The following is a 16961-nucleotide window of genomic DNA, read 5'->3' on the forward strand; positions in this document are numbered from 1 at the left end:
GCGGGAGAAGCAGCGGCGAACCACAGCCCACGGGGCTGATGGTTCTCCACTGGAATCCCTGACGATGGCCCCCGGCAGCAACTGCCGGGGGCCATCGTCGTGGTGCGGACAGTCATGCGTACCGGTAGAGCGATCGGTGTTCGAGCATGTCGCGCACGGGGGTGTCCCACGGCGGCATGCGGTCCTCCACGGTCAGCACGCGGCCGTGCTGCGCGTTGCCGAGCGGGGGCGGTTGCACGGGCAGATACGGGTCGGACTCCGGGTGAAGCTTGCGCCAGCGCGACCAGCACAGGTCCACAAAGGCGTGATGGAGCCAGAAGACGGGGTCGTTCACGGAACCGGCACCCAGCATGTGTCCGCTCACCCACCGGTGTACCCGATTGTGGTTGAACCAGGTGCGGTCACCGCGCCGTGAGGGCCAGCCCTCCAGCCCGTTGCGGAACCCACTCGCGGAGGTGGAGTTCCACGGCTCGGCGTCGTACTGCGGCTCGCTCATGGCTTCGGACAGTTCGTCCCTGCTCGGCAGCTCGACCGGGTTCTGCGGCCGGCCGAAGTCACGCATGAGGAAGTCACCGTCCGTCACGGCCTCCGTGATGTCCCAGTGACCGTGACGGTGGGCGAAGGGCCCCGTCGTCACCTGTCGGTCGGAGCGACGGCCGTTCCCTCCCAGGAAGTCGTCCCCCCACAGGGACACGGCCGGGGTCCGGTCCACGGTCCAGTCCCAATAGGGGACCGAGACGCCCGGATCCACCCGCTGCAGCGCACGCTCGAACTCCAGCAGGAATTTGCGGTGCCAGGGGAAGAAGGACGGGGCCATGTGGGCGACGCGTAAGCCACCGTCGCCGTCCCCCCGATAGAAGTCGATGTGCATCCGTACGAACTCGTCGTAGCGGCCCGAGCGTTTGAGAGCGAGCACGGCGTCGACGAACCGTCTCTTCTGCGCCTTGCTGAGATTGCTCTGGTTCTGACGCGTATGTGCCACGAAACCTCACACCTTCGGTCCATGCGCTTGCAGTGCCTGGGTCCCGAGCTCCACGACGGCCCCTCGGGTCGCGGCCAGGGCAGTCGGGTAGGACGTGTAGTGGTCGACCATGCTGAGGTAGGAGCCATCGGCCCGGCGCATGAGATGCAACGGGCGCCCGTCGACCGTCACCTGCCAGGCACCCGAGCCCGGCGTCCCGGAGACGGGTAGCGGCGCTCCGGTGATCCGTCGGCCCAGATAGGTCTCGTCGAACGTCTCCGTATCCGGGACCGACCCCTGTCCGCTCTGCGAGCGGACGTGAACCACAGTGGCGACGCTGGAGACGACACCCAGCAGGATCAGGCTCGCGCTGCGTCTGGTGAGCAGTGGCCCCGTGCCCGGTTCCCGCCCCGTCGCGGCCTCGGTGTTCTCGCCTTTCCGGGGTGCACGCAGGTCCAGCAGGGTCACGTGAGAATTCACGACCGTCTCCTCCTAGGGTCTGGCAGTCCGTCACCTACCAGGGCAACGCGCCACGGGTGGGCCGGGTGACGGTCTGTCGCCCGGCCCACCCGCCACGTCAGCCGAGCGCCAGGTCCGCCCCGGGCCGAGCCTGCACATCGGGCACGGCGACAGCGGCCTGCGGAGGCGCCACCTCCGGCAGCCCCATCCTGTTCGACCGCGGGCCGGTCAGCGGAGGATTCACCGTGGCACCCGGGGTGGCGGCCCGTACGCCGCTCGCCTCGGTCGTCAGACCCAGCCGCTCCACGTCGTCGGTGGCCAGCAGCTGCGGCAGCGGCAACTCGGCATCGGTGGCCGGCAGTTCGCTGCTGACGGGCAGTTGAGGAATCGGCTGCTGCGGGAGAACGTGGCCACGCGTGTACCGGGGACCCCCGGGAGTGCCGGGCAGCGGAATGGGCGCGGCCGTGCTGAGCCGGGGAGCGTCCATGTGCAGGGCGCTCTCCAGGCCGTCGAGCGGCACACGGATGGGCACGTTGCTCGACGCGACAGCGGGCACTGCTCCCGCCACCGCCGCGAGGCAGCCTGTCAGTACCGCGATCGTTCCTCTTGCTTTGATGCTCATTACTGTGTGGACTCCTTCAGCTCAGGGCGATGACGCATCAGGGGTAACGAGCCTCCGGCCACAGCAGCACAGAATTCCCTCTGCGGGACTAATCCGCCTGGCGAGGGAAGAAAAGCACAACAAAAAAGAATTGCCCCATGTTCATCGCGCACCGCGAATACGGTCGCGTTCCAGAACGTGACGATCGAGGCGGCCGAAATCACGTAACGTTACAGAGAGTGGCCATTCCGTGACGCTCCGCGCGACAGGTTCGATCGGCGGCGCTAGCGTCGCTCATGTCCCAAAAGCTCACAGATTGGACCTCTCGTGAAGCGCATCGTCCGACGGACCTCCGTGACGGCCCTGCTCGCCGTCGCCGCCTTCCTGCCGCTCGCCGGCGCAGCCCAGGCAGCCACGCCGCAGGCGCCTGCCTCCGCAACGGCCGCCTCGCACCCCTGCGGCAACGACTGGGAGTGCTGGCACCACTGGCACCACGACTACGGTGTCGGGCTGGGTCTCGGACTGGGCCTGGGCGTCGGAACCGTCATCGGCTGACGACGACCCAGAGGTTCCTCCCACCAGGAGTGCTGGGGACGGCCGCGTCGGTCGTCCCCAGCCCTTCTGGCGTCCGGGGCTACGAGCGCAGGCGCCGGATGGGCAGCAGACAGTGCGCGGCGGCGGCCAGGGTCTCCTCGGCGCCGGCGAACCGCTCCAGTTCGCCCTCCGCCACCGGGCGTCCAGGCGCAGCGGCCGGCCAGGGGCGGGCGGTGAAGATGAAGTACGCGCTCCCGCGAGCCTCCGCGGCTTCGAGCCACTCCGGCGGCACGGGGCACTGGGCGTTCAGCAGAGGCATCGTCACCACGGCCTGACCTGCTTCGACGAGCAGGGAGACGGGGAAACTGGGATGCCGGGTCGCATCGTGAACGGTGGTCCCCACCGTCAGACCGTTATTGGTCAGCAGCGCCCGCACCGCCGCCTCCGAACCCTCAGGCCCGGCCGGGGAGTCACCCATGGAGTAGGCGAGAAGGAAAGGCACGTCGGCGTCCTCGCTGACATGCTCGCCACTCCATGCGATGACAGCGAGAGTTCCCAGGTCGGCCGGCCGAAAAGCGGTGTCAATACTCGACGTTGAAGTCACTCGCGAAGCCTAGCCAGACCGGAGCGGCCGATCTCGCCCATATTCACCCGATCGGCCGAACGCAGTGTCCCGATCGAGGTCCAGGCACATACCCGTTCGAAGTGACCTTCCGCGCACACCCCGAATGAGAAAAGCCTAAGGCTGGTTCAGGAACGTCATCGTCCCGAACCAGCCTTCGCATGTGGCGTGACTGCGTACGAATATGCGCTGCCGCGTCAGTCGTTGACAGCGGTGTTGCCGAAGGCCGGGTTGAGGCCGGCGATGCCGTTGACCGTGTTGCCGGAAACGTTCACCGGAACGTGGACCGGGATCTGGCCGACGTTGCCGGAGGCGACGCCCGGGGACTTCACCGCGGCGCCCTCAGCCATGGCTCCGTCGCCACCGTCGGCGAAAGCAGCACCCGACGCGGCACCCGCCGCGAGACCGGCAGTGGCAAGCACAAGAGCAGCCTTCTTGGCAGTGTTCATTTCAGTGCACCTTTCTTTCGGGGGTTCCTGGATGATATTAGGGCGGCCCGTACGGACAGCTACGAAGACACACCCTCATAAAGCGATCGCTCATTTGGGTCAATGAGCGAAAGGCGGACTACTTGGCGAGCGGAATGCCCCCGAGCAGGTTGGCGGGCGCCTCGGCGGTACCGGCCGGGTCCAGCTTGTCCGCGGCGCCGGTGACGGTGTCGACGAGGCCCTCGTGGCCCTTCGGGTCGAGGAGGTTGCTGTCCAGCGGAGCAGCGTCGAGCGTCGGCTGGCTCGTGATGGTGTCAAGAGCGCCGTTCAGGCTCGTCGGAGTGAGGTCCGAGGCAAAGGCGGGCGCGGCGGCACCGGCGATCACCATGGAGCCAGCGAGGACAGCAGCGGCCTTCAGAGCCTTCATTTCTTATCCCTTCTTTGATGACATTTGTCATCGGATGGAATTCTCACCAAGTCCGGGCATTTCGCATGCCCGATGTTCCGCTTCCCCCTGCATAACGACCGTCCAGCCCCACAGAAACCCTTGGGTGCCCGGCTTCATTGATTCCCACTCGAAAGAACGGCAGCGCTGCGTAAATATGAATTACCTGGCCGCATTGAAAGCCCGCCGCGGCCCCCTTCGGCGGGGTCGCGGCGGGCGATGGAGCCTGCTTCGCTACAGGCGCGCTCCGGCTACGCCTGCGGGAGTGCCGGCGCCTGCGGGAGTGCCGGCGCCTGGGGCAGGGCCGGTGCCTGGGGCAGCGTCGGCGCCGGAGGCAGGGCCGGCGTCGCGGGCAGCGTCGGGGTGGTCGGCACCGGCACGGCGGACGTCGGAAGCTGCGGCAGCGCCGGGAGTCCCGGCAGGTTCGGGGCGGGAAGGGCGCCGCTCAGGAGCGTGGCCGCGACGAAGTTGACCAGTCCGGTCACGACGACGGGCACCTGGGTGGCCACAGCGGTGACATCACCTGCGGTGGTCGCCTTCACCAGAGCGTCGACCGCGGACTGAAGGGCGGCCAGGGCGTCGGCCTTCACGTCGAGCGGCACCTTCGCGTCGTCGGGCAGCGCCTTGTCGGCCGCCGGCGGCGCCGGGGTCGCCGGAGCCTGCTCCTTCGCCGCGTCGATGGCCGCCTTGATGGCGTCGACGTGCTTCTGGGTCTCCTCGGCGGGGAGTTTGCCGTCCTTCGTCTTGAGGACGGCGTCGAGCAGATCGGTGACCGGCGTCAGAACGCCGCCGGTGTTCTGCAGGGTCTTGACCTGACCCAGCACGGCGTCAGCGCCGGGTACGGGGGCGACTGACGCGGCCGTGCGGCTGACGCGCTCGCCGACTGAGTCCGCAGCGAACACCGGTGCCGACGCACCGATCAGGAGAGACGCGCAGAGAGCGGAGGTCGCAAGGCGCCGTACGGGCAAAGCGGGCATGTTTTTCCCTTTCGAGGGCGTGTCGGTGCTTGAGATCACCGTCGATCGCCCCACTGCAACCCGCAACCGTACCGCCGCTCTCCGTGTTCGGAGTGGGTGGCGTTCGAGCCGTTCGCCCTGGTGGGCGGGGCTTGGTGCCGTTCCCGCGCCCGCGTCCAAACGGGGCAGGACACCGAAGGCCCCGCCCCCCACATCAAATGGCCGCCCCCTGGAACAGGGGACGGCAGGGAAGAGTCAGGCTGTGCTGCTCAGCTGTTGGTGCAGCTGTTACCGAACGTCGGGTTCAGCAGGCCGATGACGTTCACGGTGTTCCCGCAGACGTTGACCGGCACGTGCACGGGCACCTGGACGACGTTGCCCGAGACGACACCGGGGGAGTCGGTGGCGGCGCCCTGCGCGCCACTGTCGGCGGTGGCGACACCAGCGGTGCCGGCCATGGCGGCAGCGGCCACAGCGGAGAAGACGAAGGCCTTCGCGGTACGCGACATGAACATGCTCCTTGGGGGGTGAATCGTGTTCGGCCGGGACACATTCCCGGCGCGTGGTGCAACGCCGGGGACCCTCCTGGAGTTGCGGCACCGAACGAGTGAATGCGCGTTAGGTCATTGAAGTGCGCTACGGAGAGTCGACGTAACGAAAGCCAGAATTTCACAACTCCGACACACATCGTGTATCAAGTGAACTTGCCCTTTGGTGAGTATTATTGACCGCCCCTCATCAGGGCAATGCGCGCTACAGAACGCCCGTCGGAAAATATGACTTTCTCATTTTTCTTATCCGGCACCGAAAGCGTCAACTCATTCCTGAAAGTGAAGTCGGTCGTGCGCAACCTCCCATGCTGTTTCCCGCGTCGTGCGCCAGTGGGCATGCAGACCCTGACTGCGCCGGCGCTGCCCTCCCAGGCGGTCAGGTGCCGGGGCGCCGACTCGGTCAAGCAGGTGCGCCGCGCCCCCTCCCACGCCGCCGGCTCGCGAGTGCTCATGCCGTCCGGAACGGCGCGCTCTTAGGCGCTGTCGACGCCCGTTCCCAGCCGCTCCCTCCAGTCCAGCCAAGTTAGAGGCGATGCATGTGACGTCTGCACCCTTGCCGCCGCGCGTACTGCACGTGACACAACCGGTTGACGGCGGAGTGGCGCGCGTGGTGGCCGACCTCGTGCGCAGGCAGTGTGCCGCGGGAATGACGGTCTCGGTGGCCTGTCCCTCCTCCGGCGGGTTGCCGGAGGAACTGACCGGACTCGGCTGTGAGGTCCTGACGTGGGAGGCGTCGAGATCGCCGCACAAAGGGCTGCCCGGCGAGTGGCGCCGGCTCGCCGAAGTGGTGTCGCTCGTCCGCCCCGATGTGGTGCACGCCCACAGCGCCAAGGCAGGTCTGGTCGCACGCCTGGTGGTCCGGGGCCGGGTGCCCACGGTCTTCCAGCCGCACGCCTGGTCCTTCGAAGCCGTGGGAGGCGCCGAGGCCTGGCTGGCCCGGATGTGGGAACGGCACGGAGCGCGTTGGGCCTCCCGGCTGCTGTGCGTGAGCCGGGCCGAGCAGCGCACCGGCACGAGCCACGGCGTCGAAGGGGACTGGCGGATCGTGCCGAACGGGGTGGACCTGGAGCGCTTCCGCCCGGCGAGCCCGTCCGAACGGAGCCTGTCCCGGCCCGATGCGGCGGGGCCCCTCGTGGTCTGCGTGGGGCGGCTGTGCCGCCAGAAGGGGCAGGACGTCCTCATCGAGGCGTGGCGAACCGTCGCCACCGAGGTCCCGCGGGCCCGTCTGGTCCTGGTGGGCGGGGGGCCGGACGCGGCGCGGTTGAAGGCGGCGGCTCCCCCGTCGGTCTCCTTCACCGGACCGGTCCAGGACCCCGTGCCTTGGTACCGGGCGGCAGACCTGGTGGTGCTGCCCTCCCGGTGGGAGGGCATGGCGCTCGCCCCGCTGGAGGCCATGGCCTGCGGCAGCCCGGTCCTGGTCACGGATGTCGACGGTGCCCGCGAGAGCCTGCCGCCGGGGCTGGCCCGCACGTGCCTGACTCCGCCGGACGACTCCGAAGCCATGGCGCGGGCCCTTGTCCACCTGCTGCGCGGGCCCGAAGACCTCGGCGAACTGGGCCGCATCGCAGCCGATCACGTGCGTACCCACCATGACCTACGGTGCACGGCCGCAGCGGTCGCCGGCATCTACGGCGACCTGCTGAGCCTGGAGACCATCGAGTGCAGAGAGCCGATCACGACGTGACCCAGGAACGCATCGTCTCTTCGTCCGGTCGGCAACTCGCCCGGGACGAGCCAGGAGTCTCCACCACCGTCATCGCGCAACGGACGTGGGACCGTGCCGGGGGCACCCTGGTGGGCGGCGCCTCCCGGGACCACTCCTCCAGGGCCCTGCTGCTCGCCACGGACTGCACGGCCGTACTGCTGAGCACGATCGCCCTCACGCCCCTGCAACGCCATCCGCTGCTGTTGGCGGGGCTCGCGGTCCTCAGTGTCGGGCTGTACTGGAACGCCGGGCTGTACCGCCTCGTCCACGAGCGATACATGCTCGACGACTGCCCGGGCCTCCTGGGTCGCACGACGGCCGCATGGTGCGCCCTCGCCGCCGCCTGCGCGAGCCTGCCGCACCTCCAGCAGATCCCGCTGCGCGGGGTGTTCGTCGGCTGTGCCACCCAGGTCGCCCTCGCGCTCCTGGGCCGGGCACTCGTCCATTGGCGTCGACGGACAACCCTGGTCCGGCGGCCGTGCACGACCCTCCTGGTGGGGCCGGAGCAGACCGCCCTGCGCGTCGCCTCGGCACTTCAGCGCCACCCGGCCAGCGGAATCCGCCCCGTCGGCATCGTCAGTGACGGCGCAACGGAGCAGGAACACCAGGAGGGCACGGCACCCGGCCTTCCCGTGCTGACGACCCTGGGTGACATGCGCCGCGCGGTGATCCAGAACGGCGTCCGGCGAGCGATCGTCCTCGGCAGCGCCAGCGCCCCGGCGCACCGGCCCTGGCTCCAGGGCCTGACCGAACTGCGCTGCGAGATCTGGGAGATGGACCCGGAGCCGTCGCCGTACGTTCCACAGGTGCGCACGGCCGTCACCCATGTGGCGGGGTTCCGCTGCCGGCCGGTCACGGCTCCCCCCTTCCCGGTACATCCCGGCAAGCGCGCACTGGATCTGACGGTCTCCGCCCTGCTGCTGGTGCTGGCCAGTCCGGTGCTCCTGACGTGTGCTCTCTGGCTGCGCGTCAGTGAAGGGCCCGGCGTGGTCTTCCGGCAGAAGCGGATCGGGAAGGACGGCCGGCAGTTCACCCTGCTGAAGTTCCGCACGCACCGGCCCTCGGACGCGATCGAGTCCGCCACGCGCTGGAGCGTCGCCAACGACCACCAGATGCCCTGGTTCTGCCGCTTCCTGCGACGCACCTCGCTCGACGAGCTGCTCCAGCTGTGGAACGTCTTCCGCGGCGACATGAGCCTGGTCGGCCCGCGGCCCGAACGGCCCTACTTCGTCGTGAAGTTCAGCGAGATGCACCCCGGCTACAGCGCACGGCACCGAATGCCGGCCGGCATCACCGGACTCGCTCAGATCAACGGTCTGCGCGGCGACACCTCCATCGAGGACCGCTGCCGTTTCGACAACGCGTACATCGACAACTGGTCGCTGTGGCAGGACATCACCATCCTGGTGCGCACAGCGTCCGAGTTCTTCCGGCCCACGGGGAGCTGACGACGTGACGACCCTCCCCGCAGCGGCCATCGGCCGCCCCAGCCCGATGGCGACCGGCCTGCGCGCGGTCCGCAGAGCTGGGCCCGTGGTGCCCGTCGCCTTCTTGGTCGCCATGCTCGCACTGCCGCTCGGAGCCGGCGGCGAGGGCAGCGGCGGGACACCGGCCGACGCCGTCTCCGGACTCGTCGTGATCTTCTGCGCCGTTCGCGCGGTACGTCAGCGTCAGCGCCCGCTCGGCCGAACGGCACTCATCGTGCTCGGGCTGCCGGTGATCGCCGTCGCGGCGGCCGCCCTCGGCGCGGACTCGCCGGCGAACGCCTTCGAGGGGATGGCGCGGTACTACCAGATCCTCGTGCTCGTCCCTGCCGCCGTACTGCTCCTCGTCCGCGACCACGACGACTTCCGGACGGTCGCCTGGGCCCTGGTGGGGCTGGGCCTGTGGGAGGGCTCGATCGGCGTCTACCAGTACCTGACGGGCACGGGTGCCTCGTACGCGGGTGAGGACATCCGGGCCGTCGGCACCTTCGGCGCCACCGACGTGATGGGCATGTCGACGGTGGTGGCGTACGGGCTGGTCTGCGCTGTGGCGCTGGCCCTCGGCGGGGGCAGGGCCCGCGTACGGATCACTGCTCTCGTCTGTGCGCTCGGCCTCGTCGTTCCCCTGGCGCTCTCCTTCAGCCGCGGTGCGTGGATCGCCACAGCGGTGGTCTGCGTGCTCCAGATCGTCCTCGGCGGCGTACGCCGAGCCGCCCGCCTCCTGGCCGCGGCGGTCGCTGCCGCGATCGTCCTCGTCGGCGGTTTCGGCGTGGGGACCTCGATGCTGCAAGAACGCCTGAGCAGCATCACCCAGGTCACCGCGGCCCCCGACCAGTCGGTCACCGACCGCTACACGATGTGGGCGGCGGCGATCGACATGTGGGAAGAGCACCCGGCCACCGGAGTGGGTCTCAAGAACTTTCCCGCCTACCGCGACGGGCACGCCTCCATCGCCCTGTCCGCGGGCAGCGACGTGGCCGGAGCGGGAGCCTCCTTCCGCCGGCAACCCCTGCTGTCGCCGCACAACATGTATCTGCTGATCCTCAGTGAGCAGGGACTGCTGGGCCTGTGCGCCATCACCGGCGCCTGGGCCGCGATGCTGGTGCTCGGAGCACGGCGCCTGGTCACGGCCCACCGCCGCGGCCGCGGCCTGGACTGCGCGCTCATCGCCTGCGGACTGCTCACCTGGCAGCTGATCGACTTCGTGTACGCGGACATCGGCGGCCCGTCCACCGTGCTCACCTCCGTCGTCTTCGGACTGGCCGCTTGGTGGGCCCTGTCCTCGGCCGCGCTGCCCGGGGCGGCGGACAAGCGATGAAACCCACCCTGCCGCGTGACGGCGACGATCTCCTCCGCTCCCCCGCGGTACCGGCGCAGCACCCTGCCCCGGACAGCACCGACAAGGGTTCCGACGCTCACAACCTGTCCGGGGCGTTCTTGGCCCGTGCCGCGTTGCTGACAGCCGTCCTGTCCGCCGCGGGATCGCTCCTGGGCCTCGGCCGTGACCAGGCGCTGGCCCATCTTTTCGGGGCCGGCCGTGAGACGGACGCCTTTCTGGTGGCCTGGACCGTGCCCGAGGTGGCGTCGACGATGCTCATCGAGGACGGGCTGGCTTTCATGCTGGTGCCCGCCTTCAGCGCCGCGATCGCCGCCCGGGGCCGGTCGGAGCCGGGCGCTCGCGAGCAGGTCCAGGACCCGGTGCGAGCCCTCGTGGCCGGCACGCTGCCCCGCCTCACCCTGGCGTTCCTGGCCTGCTCCGCGCTCCTGATGATCAGTGCGCCGCAGCTGGTCGCGCTCCTGGCCCCGGGGCTGCCGGATCCGCGGCTCGCGATCGACTGCACCAGGCTGACCGCGTCCTGCTTCCTCACTTTCGGTCTCACCGGCTACTGCAGCGCCGCACTGCGCGCCCACAGCAGCTACCTGGCTCCGGCCGCCATCTACATCGCGTACAACACCGGCATCATCGTCACTTTGCTGGTGCTCGCCGACCGTTGGGGGGTGCGCGCCGCGGCCGCCGGTGTCGCGGTGGGCGGTTGCCTCATGGTGCTGGTCCAGGTGCCGTCGCTGCACCGCCGCCTCAAGCGCACCGCCGCCCGGTGCATCGCCGACGAGAAGGGCGCGAAGGCAACGAAGAGGCAGCCGATGGACCTGGCGCTCATCGCGGCCGTGCTGCTCTTCGCGCTGTGCCGTCAGGCGCAGGTGTTCATCGAACGCTTCCTGGCCTCCCCTCTTCCCTCCGGCGCCATCTCCCATCTCAACTACGCCCAGAAGGTGGCGCAGTTGCCGATGGTGCTGTCCCTCATGGTGTGCACGGTCACCTTCCCCGTGGTCGCCAAGGCGTTGGCGCGCGGGGACACCGAGCGCGCGCGGGACCGGGTCGAGCGAGACCTCGCCCTGGCGGCCTGCGTCGTGCTGTGCGGCGCGTCCGTGGTGTTCGCCTGCGCCCCCCAGATCATCCAACTCCTCTTCCAGCGCGGGGCGTTCACGGCCGAGGACACCGCCGCCACGGCATCCATCATGCGGGTCTACTCGCTGGGCCTGCTGGGGCACTGTCTCGTCGGTGCCCTTGTCCGCTCCTACTTCTCCGCCGGGCGTCCCACGTGGTACCCGGTGGCCGCCATGGCCGCGGGAATGACCCTCACGGCGGGCGTGGGCACGTGGGCGGTCGGCGTCTGGGGCGTCGGAGGCATCGCCGCGGCCAACGCTCTGGGCATCACGTTCACCGCGGTGCTGCTGCTGACGGCGATGGACAAGCGCAGCGTGCCCGTACGGATCCCCGCAGTCCTGCTCGAACTCGGCAAGACCGTGCTCTCGGCGGTGGTGGCGGCCGCCGCCGGACTGCTGTGCTCAGCACATCTCGCGCAGCCCATGGCCGCTCTCGCCGCCGGCTGCCTGGCCATCGCGGTCGTCTTCGGCCTGCTCCTGTGGGGCCTGCGTGTTCAGGCGTTCCTGCCCGCCGTCCACCTCGTGACCAGAAAGCTTCGTCATGCCCATTGACACAGCGTCTCAGGAACCACGCGGCCCGAGAACGAGAGAGCTGCTGCCCGGTCGTTCTCCCTGGGTGGCCATGTATCACTCGGTCGACGACTGCACGGAGGACCCGTACAACGTCACCGTCACGCCGGACCGCCTCCAGGAACAACTGCACTGGCTGCGCTCGCGCGGGCTGCGCGGCGTCAGCGTCGCCGAGCTCCTCGCCGCGCGCCGCCGGGGAGCCGGGCGCGGCCTGGTCGGTCTGACCTTCGACGACGGCTACGGTGACTTCGTCGACAACGCGATTCCGCTGCTCAGGCACTACGAGTGCTCCGCCACGGTCTTCGTCCTCGCGGGCCGTCTGGGCGGCGAGAACGACTGGGACGTCGAGGGCCCGCGCAAACCGCTCCTGACCGCTCAGGGAATCAGGGCGGCCGCGGCAGCCGGCATGGAGATCGGCTCGCACGGCCTCATGCACGTGGACCTCACGCGCACGGACGAGGAACAGCGCCGGGCCGAGATCCAGCGGAGCAAGGCGCAGATCGAGGAGCTGACGGGCCGCGAGGTGCGCGGGTTCTGCTACCCGTACGGGCTCGTGGACCCGCCGACGGTCGAGGCCGTCCGCCGGGCCGGCTACCGGTACGCCTGCGCCATCTCCCCGGGCTCCCTGGCCGGCGTCCACGCCCTGCCCCGGGTGTTCGTCGGACAGCGCGACGCCCCGTGGCGGATGGAACTCAAACGCCGCGTCCACCGAGTGCGAAGACGTTCTCTGCGGATCGGGGAGGCCGCCCGGTGAAGGTGCTCCACGTCATCACCGGCCTGGGAGCCGGCGGCGCCGAACAGCAACTGCGCCTGCTCGTACGCCATCTGCCCGGAACCCACGACGTCGTGACCCTGACCAACCCCGGGCAGGTCGCGCAGGGGCTGCTCCAGGACGGCGTCCGCGTCGCCCACCTCGGCATGGCGGGGAACCGGGACGGACGGGCCCTGCCCCGCCTGACCCGGCTGATCCGCGGCGGACGGTACGACGTCGTCCACACCCACCTCTACCGGGCCTGCCTGTACGGGCGTATCGCGGCACGCATGGCGGGTGTCCGGGCCGTCGTCGCCACCGAGCACTCCCTGGGCACCGCCCAGATCGAAGGCCGCCCCCTCACCTCCGGGGTACGCGCCCTCTACCTCGCCGGGGAACGGCTGGGCAGGGCGACGGTCGCCGTGTCGCCCGCGGTGGCCGAGCGACTGCACCGATGGGGCGTGGCACCGCATCGCGTCCACGTCGTCCCGAACGGTGTCGACGTCGCCGCCTTCGCGTTCGACCCGGCCGCCCGTGCCGCGACGCGCCACGAACTCGGGCTGCCCGCAGGCGCTTTCGTTCTGGGAGGCGTCGGACGCCTGGTGCCCGGCAAACGGTTCGACGTCCTGATCGCCGCACTGCGCGACCTTCCCCACGACGTACACCTGCTGCTCGTCGGCACCGGGCCCGAAGAGGAGTCGCTGCGGCAGGCGGCCCGCCGCGCCGGCGTGCACGACCGCGTCGTCCTCGCCGGGGAACGCCCCCACACGGCCGCGACGGGCACGGACCTGCCCGCGCTGATGTCGGCGATGGACGTGCTCGCGTCTCCGTCCGTCGACGAGGCGTTCGGCTTGGCCGTGGTGGAAGCACAGGCCAGCGGGCTGCCCGTGGTCCACGTCAGCTGTCCGGCACTCGACGACCTGCCCGCGGGGACGGTGGCCCACGCCGTCCGTGTCCCGTGTGCGCCCGCCTCGTTCGTCCGTGAGGTCCGACGGATCCGCGACGAACCGATGGTTCCCAGGCTGCCGTCACAGGCGGCTCTCCACTACAGCATTGCCCGCAGCGCCGTCCTGCACCGCGACGTGTACGCGACGGCCATGGGGGCACCGACGCCAGGAGTGTTGACGTGATGACCGAAGACGCACAGGGCAACAGCCCGTTCCCCCGCCGGTTCGCCCGGCCCGGCCCGGGCGCGCGCAGGCTGCCCCGGTGGTGGCCTCTGCCGTTCGGCCTCGCGGTCGGCGCGCTCGCCGGCGGGATGTACGGCGTGCTCAGCACCCCGCAGTACACGGCGACCAGCTATGTGATCGCCGTGCCCACCGACAAGGCCGACCCCATGTCCGCCCTCGGCTTCGCCCAGGCCTACAGCCGAGTGGCCACTCAGATCGCGGTGCTGAGCGATGCTCAGGTCGCGGCCCGTGTCCCGGTCCAGACCCTGAAGTCGCAGGTCCGCGCGGAGACATCGCCGGACGCACCGATGGTCGCGATCTCCGCCTCCGCGGCCGAGCCCGCCCGGGCCATGGAGATGGCCAACGCCGTCGCCCGTGCCCTCACCGCCAACGCCAGCCACGCCAAGGACGAGACCCACGTGAAACTGCTGCGCTTCACCCGGGCCGTGAAGCCCACGGAGCCCTCGTCGGCCTCCGCCGCGCTGACCACGCTGGTCGGCACCTGTGCCGGGGGGCTGTTGGGCGGGCTGGGGCTGCTGCTGCGCCCGCGCCGTGAGCTGGGGACGGCCGTGGCCACGGTCCCCGCCCCCACGGCTGCGGCAGGACTGCGAGGCAGCGCCTGATGCCTCGGGGTGCCGACGCCCCGGTCGCCACGGTGTGCACGGACACGGCCGAGTTCGGGTCGCTCCGCGAGGAGTGGAACCGCCTGCACCGGGCGTCGCCGACCGCGACCCCGTTCCAGAGCCACGCCTGGCTTCACTCGTGGTGGCTCTCCTACGGGGGCAGGGGCAGCCTGCGCATCGTCCTCGTACGCCAGGACGGCAGGCTCGTCGCGGCCGCTCCGCTGATGCGACAGCTGCGTCCCCTCCCGACGCTCACGCCGCTCGGGACGGGCATCTCCGACTTCAGCGACGTGCTCGTCGACGGCCGGTGCGCGGGGGCGGCCGACGGCATCGTGGAGACGCTGACGGCCGCATTGTGGCGTCTCGCCAAAAGCGCCGTGCTCGACCTGCGCGAGGTGCGCCCGGGCAGCGCCGCGGAGGCCGTCCATGACGCCTGGCCGGGTCTGCGGCGCCGCTTCGACGACTCCGCCTGTCTCGAGCTGCCCGCCCTCGCCATGGACGACCTCGTCCAGCGGCTGCCGCGGCCTCGGGCCCAGCGGGCGCGAGCCAAGATGCGCAAGTTGGACGCCGTGGGCATCGAGCGCCGCATCGTGCCCACGGCAGAGGTCGGAGCGTCGGTGCACCGCCTGCTGGAGCTCCATCGACTGCAGTGGCGGGAACGCAAGGTGACGACCGAACACCTGGAGCCGCGGTTCGCCGAGCACCTGTCCCGCTCGGTCACGCTCATGGCGCAGACGGGCGACGCCGTCGTCACGGAGTTCACGCTCGACGGCACAGTCGTGGCCGCCGACCTGACCTTCGTGTCGCCACGGCTCGCGGGCGGCTATCTCTACGGCGCCCACCCGACGCTGAGGGAACGCAAGATCGACGTGGCCACGATGCTGCTCAGGTCGTGCGTCGAGCACGTGCAGAACGACTCACGGACCGCGGTGCTGAGTCTGCTGCGCGGTACGGAGCCGTACAAGATGCACTGGAAGCCCGAGCAGCTGGTCAACCAGCGCCTCCTGCTGGCCCGCTCCGGTTCCGCGCCGCAGTTCGCCACCGCCCTGGCCGGCATCCGTGCCCGCGCCTGTGCCAAGCGGGCGCGCCGCGCATGGCGGGAGCGTGGCGGTGGCCCGGCCTAGAAGCCGGGCCACCGCCACGCTCGGGGGGCACTTCGGGTCAGGAGTTCCGCTCCCACCAGTCGAAGCGCAGGCACAGCTTGCCGCCGAGCCAGTGCTCCACCCAGTCACCGAGGTCGAGGGGCGAACACTGCGGGGGCTGCGTCGGGTTGGTCGGCTGCGTGGGCGCCGTCGGCTTGTCCCGTCCGGTCAGCACGGCCCGGTAGGCCGCCGACGCCTTCGGGTTCTCGTCGCACTGCCACACTCCGTGCGGACAGTAGTCCGTGAGGGTGTTGTAGAGCGGCTTGTGCTCGTCCATCCAGGCGAGCATGCGCTTCATGTACTCGGAGTTGTCGCCGTTGCGGAACAGCCCCCACTCCGGGTAGGAGATCGGCTTGCCGTGCTTCGTCGCGAAGTCGACCTGGGCCTGAAGCCCGTACGGCTCGGAGACCTGCTCGTCGAAGGACTTGCCCTCCGGCTGGTCGTAGGAGTCCATGCCGACGATGTCGACGACATCGTCACCCGGGTAGCACTCGGTCCACGGGACGGCGTCACGGCCGCGGCTGGGAGTGAAGTCGAAGCGGAACTTCTGTCCGGGCACCGAACGCATCACGGTGACGATGCGGGTCCAGTACTGCTTCCACGCCGCGGGGTCCGGGCCGCAGCGGTGGGTGTAGGTGACGCCGTTCATCTCCCAGCCCAGGACCACGATCGTGTCCGGCACGTCCAGGTCGACCAGGCGCTCGGCGAGGGTCCGGAAGTGCTCGTCGAAGTCGCCGGCCGCGCCCTGCCGCAGCAGCCCGCGCACTTCCGAGTCCGGCACGCCCTCCTCGTTGCGCTCCAGCATGGGGACGTTGAGAGCGAAGAGCCGGTCGTCGCGCTCCAGGCGCCATTCGGCCCACGGAGCGAGGAACGAGGGCTTGCCCTCGATGTTGTTCCACTGGTCGCCGGGCAGGTAGGTGTGCCCCACCCGCAGATCGGCCCCGCCGAGCCAGTCCGACAGCTTCGCCATCCGGGTGATGCCGCGGGGCCCGTAGTCCAGATAGGCGCCGAAGGCCGGGTACTTGTCCGGGCTCGGGGTCGATGTCGCGGTGGGCGACGCGGAGGTGGTCGGCGACACGGAGGTGGTCGGCGACGCTGAGGGCTCCGGGCTCGCCGAGACGGACGGCGTCGGATCAGGCACTTCGGCCGGCCACCACGGGACCGGGCTCGTGGGAGGGGGCGGCGCCGGATCACTGCGCGCGTAGGCGTCCGCGCGCTCGACGGACACGGACCCGGAGGCGACCACCAGTGAGATCAGAGCCCCCACCGCGATCAGCGGCAGTCGTCTGCGCTTCGCCTCTCGGCGCTTTCGAGCCATGTCTACTCCTCAGTACCGCATTCGCTCCATTCCTGACACTCAGTCATATAAATGAGTACGGCGCCAATCGTGGATCGGCGGATGGTTGCCCCTACGTCACCCGCTCGGAGGAGTTCAGGGGAGGAATCGACAGATGCTCGACCTCTTCAGGCAGTTGGCCGGGTCAGACGCTGCGGCCCGTCGGCGACCGGCGGGAC

At 70.2% G+C, this 16961-nt stretch carries 18 protein-coding genes; 9 read left to right on the forward strand and 9 right to left on the reverse strand.

What is annotated here, in order from left to right:
• Positions 1-112: 112 nt before the first annotated feature.
• The 3 genes from AB0L37_RS22365 to AB0L37_RS22375 form a co-directional block, all read right to left on the reverse strand.
• A complete protein-coding gene (locus AB0L37_RS22365; protein ID WP_365508067.1) occupies positions 113-982 on the reverse strand; it encodes a tyrosinase family protein in 870 nt (289 codons plus the stop codon).
• 6 nt (positions 983-988) lie between these two features.
• Positions 989-1441 carry a tyrosinase family oxidase copper chaperone gene (locus AB0L37_RS22370; protein WP_365508070.1) on the reverse strand — a complete coding sequence of 151 codons (453 nt, stop codon included), beginning with the start codon at positions 1439-1441 and terminating at the stop codon, positions 989-991.
• A 97-nt stretch (positions 1442-1538) separates the two neighbouring features.
• Entirely contained in the window at positions 1539-2042 is a 504-nt protein-coding gene (locus AB0L37_RS22375) for a hypothetical protein (protein WP_365508073.1), read from the reverse strand.
• A 306-nt stretch (positions 2043-2348) separates the two neighbouring features.
• On the opposite strand from AB0L37_RS22375, the gene AB0L37_RS22380 reads away from it, so the two are divergent.
• On the forward strand, positions 2349-2576 hold the full coding sequence (locus tag AB0L37_RS22380; protein ID WP_365508076.1) for a hypothetical protein: 228 nt from the start codon (positions 2349-2351) through the stop codon (positions 2574-2576).
• Between the two features lie 79 nt (positions 2577-2655).
• On the opposite strand, the gene AB0L37_RS22385 is transcribed toward AB0L37_RS22380, so the two are convergent.
• From AB0L37_RS22385 to AB0L37_RS22405, 5 genes are all read right to left on the reverse strand, one after another.
• Positions 2656-3159, reverse strand: coding sequence for a DUF5949 family protein (locus AB0L37_RS22385; protein ID WP_365508079.1), 504 nt, complete (start codon positions 3157-3159; stop codon positions 2656-2658).
• A gap of 215 nt (positions 3160-3374) precedes the next feature.
• The gene (locus AB0L37_RS22390) at positions 3375-3626 is read right to left on the reverse strand and encodes a chaplin (RefSeq protein WP_365508082.1); all 252 of its coding nucleotides are present in this window, start codon (positions 3624-3626) and stop codon (positions 3375-3377) included.
• A gap of 118 nt (positions 3627-3744) precedes the next feature.
• Entirely contained in the window at positions 3745-4032 is a 288-nt protein-coding gene (locus AB0L37_RS22395; protein WP_365508085.1) for a hypothetical protein, read from the reverse strand.
• A 269-nt stretch (positions 4033-4301) separates the two neighbouring features.
• Complete coding sequence (locus AB0L37_RS22400) at positions 4302-4874, reverse strand: hypothetical protein (protein ID WP_365508088.1); 573 nt, start codon at positions 4872-4874, stop codon at positions 4302-4304.
• Between the two features lie 401 nt (positions 4875-5275).
• A complete protein-coding gene (locus AB0L37_RS22405; RefSeq protein WP_365508292.1) occupies positions 5276-5464 on the reverse strand; it encodes a chaplin in 189 nt (62 codons plus the stop codon).
• Positions 5465-6089: 625 nt separating this feature from the next.
• Between AB0L37_RS22405 and AB0L37_RS22410 the strand changes: the two genes are divergently transcribed.
• From AB0L37_RS22410 to AB0L37_RS22445, 8 genes are read left to right on the forward strand one after another with little or no spacing between them, the layout of a single operon-like run.
• Entirely contained in the window at positions 6090-7241 is a 1152-nt protein-coding gene (locus tag AB0L37_RS22410) for a glycosyltransferase (RefSeq protein WP_365508091.1), read from the forward strand.
• Complete coding sequence (locus tag AB0L37_RS22415) at positions 7238-8710, forward strand: sugar transferase (protein WP_365508094.1); 1473 nt, start codon at positions 7238-7240, stop codon at positions 8708-8710. Before AB0L37_RS22410 ends, AB0L37_RS22415 begins: the two co-directional genes overlap by 4 nt.
• A gap of 46 nt (positions 8711-8756) precedes the next feature.
• Entirely contained in the window at positions 8757-10064 is a 1308-nt protein-coding gene (locus AB0L37_RS22420) for an O-antigen ligase family protein (protein ID WP_365508295.1), read from the forward strand.
• Positions 10061-11743: a lipid II flippase MurJ gene (locus AB0L37_RS22425; RefSeq protein ID WP_365508097.1), complete on the forward strand. Its 1683-nt coding sequence runs from the start codon at positions 10061-10063 to the stop codon at positions 11741-11743. The genes AB0L37_RS22420 and AB0L37_RS22425 overlap by 4 nt, the downstream gene beginning before the upstream one ends.
• Positions 11733-12515 carry a polysaccharide deacetylase family protein gene (locus tag AB0L37_RS22430; protein WP_365508100.1) on the forward strand — a complete coding sequence of 261 codons (783 nt, stop codon included), beginning with the start codon at positions 11733-11735 and terminating at the stop codon, positions 12513-12515. The genes AB0L37_RS22425 and AB0L37_RS22430 overlap by 11 nt, the downstream gene beginning before the upstream one ends.
• Entirely contained in the window at positions 12512-13642 is a 1131-nt protein-coding gene (locus tag AB0L37_RS22435; RefSeq protein WP_365508103.1) for a glycosyltransferase, read from the forward strand. The genes AB0L37_RS22430 and AB0L37_RS22435 overlap by 4 nt, the downstream gene beginning before the upstream one ends.
• Positions 13642-14304 (forward strand): lipopolysaccharide biosynthesis protein, encoded by a 663-nt coding sequence (locus AB0L37_RS22440; RefSeq protein WP_365508106.1) that lies wholly within the window; start codon positions 13642-13644, stop codon positions 14302-14304. The genes AB0L37_RS22435 and AB0L37_RS22440 overlap by 1 nt, the downstream gene beginning before the upstream one ends.
• The gene (locus AB0L37_RS22445; RefSeq protein ID WP_365508108.1) at positions 14304-15428 is read left to right on the forward strand and encodes a GNAT family N-acetyltransferase; all 1125 of its coding nucleotides are present in this window, start codon (positions 14304-14306) and stop codon (positions 15426-15428) included. The genes AB0L37_RS22440 and AB0L37_RS22445 overlap by 1 nt, the downstream gene beginning before the upstream one ends.
• A gap of 37 nt (positions 15429-15465) precedes the next feature.
• On the opposite strand, the gene AB0L37_RS22450 is transcribed toward AB0L37_RS22445, so the two are convergent.
• Positions 15466-16764: a glycosyl hydrolase gene (locus AB0L37_RS22450; protein WP_365508111.1), complete on the reverse strand. Its 1299-nt coding sequence runs from the start codon at positions 16762-16764 to the stop codon at positions 15466-15468.
• Positions 16765-16961: the final 197 nt, after the last annotated feature.

This window comes from Streptomyces sp. NPDC052225, from assembly GCF_040679615.1.
Classification (GTDB): Bacteria; Actinomycetota; Actinomycetes; order Streptomycetales; family Streptomycetaceae; genus Streptomyces.